Annotated in this window: 3 protein-coding genes; all 3 read right to left on the bottom strand. The window is 75.3% G+C overall.

All coding sequences use genetic code 11. The features are described from left to right. Positions 1-79 precede the first annotated feature (79 nt). The 3 genes from GTR02_RS21025 to GTR02_RS21015 all read right to left on the bottom strand — a co-directional run bounded on the left by GTR02_RS21025 (position 80) and on the right by GTR02_RS21015 (position 2,944). A complete protein-coding gene (locus GTR02_RS21025; RefSeq protein WP_338073964.1) occupies positions 80-535 on the bottom strand; it encodes a tellurite resistance TerB family protein in 456 nt (151 codons plus the stop codon). Positions 536-640: 105 nt separating this feature from the next. Beyond that, a complete protein-coding gene (locus GTR02_RS21020) occupies positions 641-1,099 on the bottom strand; it encodes an SRPBCC family protein (RefSeq protein WP_166609422.1) in 459 nt (152 codons plus the stop codon). A gap of 69 nt (positions 1,100-1,168) precedes the next feature. After that, complete coding sequence (locus GTR02_RS21015; protein ID WP_166609421.1) at positions 1,169-2,944, bottom strand: DEAD/DEAH box helicase family protein; 1,776 nt, start codon at positions 2,942-2,944, stop codon at positions 1,169-1,171.

The raw sequence follows: 2,944 nt of genomic DNA, 5'->3' as shown, positions 1-2,944 counted from the left end.
GGCGGGCGCACTCATGGGACCTCAGCGTGCCAGGTCGTCGTCACCCGCCGGCCACCGACTCCGCTCGCCCCGCGCGGCATCAGACGCCGAACTCGGTGGGGTCGAGGCCGACCGCCTGGCAGACCTCGCGCACCGCGCGGACCTCGTGGGCGTCGAAGTCCCCGTCCGCACCGCCGACGACGATGCCGACCTGCACGACGGCCCGGGCCTGCTCGGGCTTGCTGCGCAGCTTCCCGACCGCCTGCAGCGCCTCGATCTTGCCGAAGTCGTAGTCGGTGGTCAGCTTGGTGCAGTACTTGTCGAAGGACTCGCGCAGCGTCGAGGCGTCGAACGCGGACAGCACGTCGTTGCTGCCGATGAAGGCGGCGGTCTTCGACCGCTCCGAGGCGTCGATCGTCCCGTCGGCCGCGGCGATCAGGGCGCACGTGGCCATGCTCGCCTCGGCGAAGTCCTTGCTCTTGAACTGCCCGACCCGGGTCTTCAGCTGGTCGACGGCGGGCATGCCCTTGCGCTTGAGGTTGTCCAGGAAACCCACGGCTGCGACACGTCCTTCCAGGCGCCGGAGACGGTCTCCGCCGCGCACCCGGACAACGGGCGGGGTGCGGGGCGGGTTCCGGCCCGGCGCCGCGCCGGCGGCGCGTCAGCTGAAGCGGCGGACGATCTCGGAGTTGCGGTCGGCCAGCAGCTGCCGCAGCGTCCGGCGGACGAACACGGCGTCGGCGACGCGGCCGAGCACGCCCAGCGGGCTGCGCCAGGACATCCGGTCGGTCATGATCGTCATGCGCGGGCCCTCGGCCTCGAAGGAGTGCTCGTGGCGGAACTCCGCGAACAGCCCGTCGGCCATCTCGTCGACGAAGCGCCGCGGGGAGTCGAGCTCCACGATCGCCGAGGTGTGGGTGACGGGCACGGCGCCCAGCAGGCGCACGCGCCAGCGCACGCGCTCCCCCAGGCCGATGCGACCGCTCGTGCGGCCCGCGCCCTCGACGGCGCGGACCCGGTAGCGGCGGCCCGCGACGCGCTCCACGTCGAGGTCCAGCGACATGTCGAACACGTCGCCGACGGGCGCGCGGACCATGGTCCGCTGGACGATCTCGGGCACGCTGCGAACCTACCCGAGCACGCTGCGCGGCGACGCGCGAGACGCCCGCGACCGGAGCGGGCCGGGCCGTCAGACGAGGGTGAGCAGGTGGTCGCGGCGGGCGCGCAGGACCTCGACGGTCGCCGACGCCGAGGGCGGGCCCGGGACGGCGGCGCGCACCTTGGCGTACACCGAGGCGTGCGGCATCGCCCGGCCCGCCGCCACCCGGCCGACGAGTCCGTGGATCTCCTTGCGCAGCAAGGCGGCCGTGTGCCAGGTGGCCTCGTCGGGGTCCTCGGCGGGCGGCTCGGCGACGGCCTCCTCGCGGGGCGGGCGGGCCGTGGCCGTGCGCTTGCGGATCGCCTCGTCGCGCTGGGCCAGCAGCGTCGCGGTCTGCTCCGGCGAGAGCAGGCCCGGCAGGCCCAGGTAGTCCTCCTCGTCGTCGCTCACGGCGCTCACGGGCTCGGGGCCACCGGCCACGACGGCGCGGCCGCCGTGCAGGACGTGGGCGAACTCGGCCTGCGCCTCCAGGGCCTCGTACTCGCTCGGCCCGCCGGGTTCGCGCTCGGCGGGCGGCAGCGCGTCGAGCTCCCCGGGGTCGGGCAGCGCGTCGCCCGAGGGCGGCGGCGCGAGGACGTGGTTGCGGTCGGTCTCCAGCGCCGCGGCCAGCGCGAGTAGCGGGCGCACCGCCGGCAGGAAGACCGTGGCCGACTCCCCGCGGGTCCGCGAGCGCACGACGCGGCCCACGGCCTGCGCGAAGAACAGCGGCGTCCGGTAGGAGGTCATCCAGGCCAGGCACGCCGCCCGCGGGACGTCGACGCCCTCGGAGACCATCCGGACGCAGACGGCGAACCGCTCCTCGCCCGTGGCGAAGTCCGCGATCTTCTTCGAGGCCTTCGGGTCGTCGGAGAGGATCAGGACGGGCTTCTCCCCCGTCACGCGCTGCACGATCTTCGCGTAGGCGCGTGCGTCCTCCTGGTCCGACGCCAGCACGAGACCCCCGGCGTCGGGCATCCCGCACTCGCGCAGGTGCGTCAGGCGCTCGTCCATGGCCGCGATGACGTGGGGCACCCAGTCGCCGCGCGGGTCCAGCGCCGTGCGCCACGCCAGGGCCTCGACGGACTTCGTGGTCGCGTCGGTGAGCGAGGCGGCCACGACCTCCCCGGCCGAGTTCCGCCACCGCGAGGTGCCCGTGTAGGCCGCGAAGACCACGGGCCGCACGACGCCGTCGGCGAGCGCCTCGCGGTAGCCGTAGGAGTAGTCGGCCACGCTCGTGAGGCCGCCCTCGGACTCGGGGGCGTCGTCGTCGACGTAGCTGACGAAGGGGATCCGCTCGTCGGCCTTGGTCCGGAACGGGGTCCCGGACAGCGACAGCCGGCGGCGCGCGTCGGCGAAGGCCTCGCGCACGGCGTCGCCCCAGGACAGGCCGTCGCCCGCGTGGTGGACCTCGTCGAGCACGACGAGGGAGCGCTTGGCGGTGGAGCGCGCGCGGTGCAGCATCGGGTGCCCCGCGACCTGGGCGTAGGTGGTCACGTAGCCCTGCATGTCGGCGCGCACCGGCCCGACCGCGTTGCTCATCGTCGGGTCGAGCTGGATGCCCGCGCGGTGGGCCGCCTCGGCCCACTGGGTGCGCAGGTGGTCGGTGGGGGCGACGACCACGACCCGGTCCACGCGGCGGCTGTCCAGCAGGCGCCGGGCGAGCGCCAGGGCGAAGGTCGTCTTGCCCGCGCCGGGCGTCGCGGTGACGAGGAAGTCGCCGCGGTCGTCGCGCTCGGGGTCGAAGTACTGCTCGAGGGCCGCGCGCTGCCAGGCGCGCAGGCGGCGGGCGGCGGGGGCGCCGGGAGCGTCGAGGGAGCCGGCGGGCAC

Origin of the sequence: Kineococcus siccus (genome assembly GCF_009906795.1) — a bacterium.
In the GTDB taxonomy this organism is placed as follows: Bacteria; Actinomycetota; Actinomycetes; order Actinomycetales; family Kineococcaceae; genus Kineococcus; species Kineococcus siccus.
Note: the sequence above shows the minus strand (reverse complement) of the source record. Positions and strands in the feature narration are given on the sequence as shown.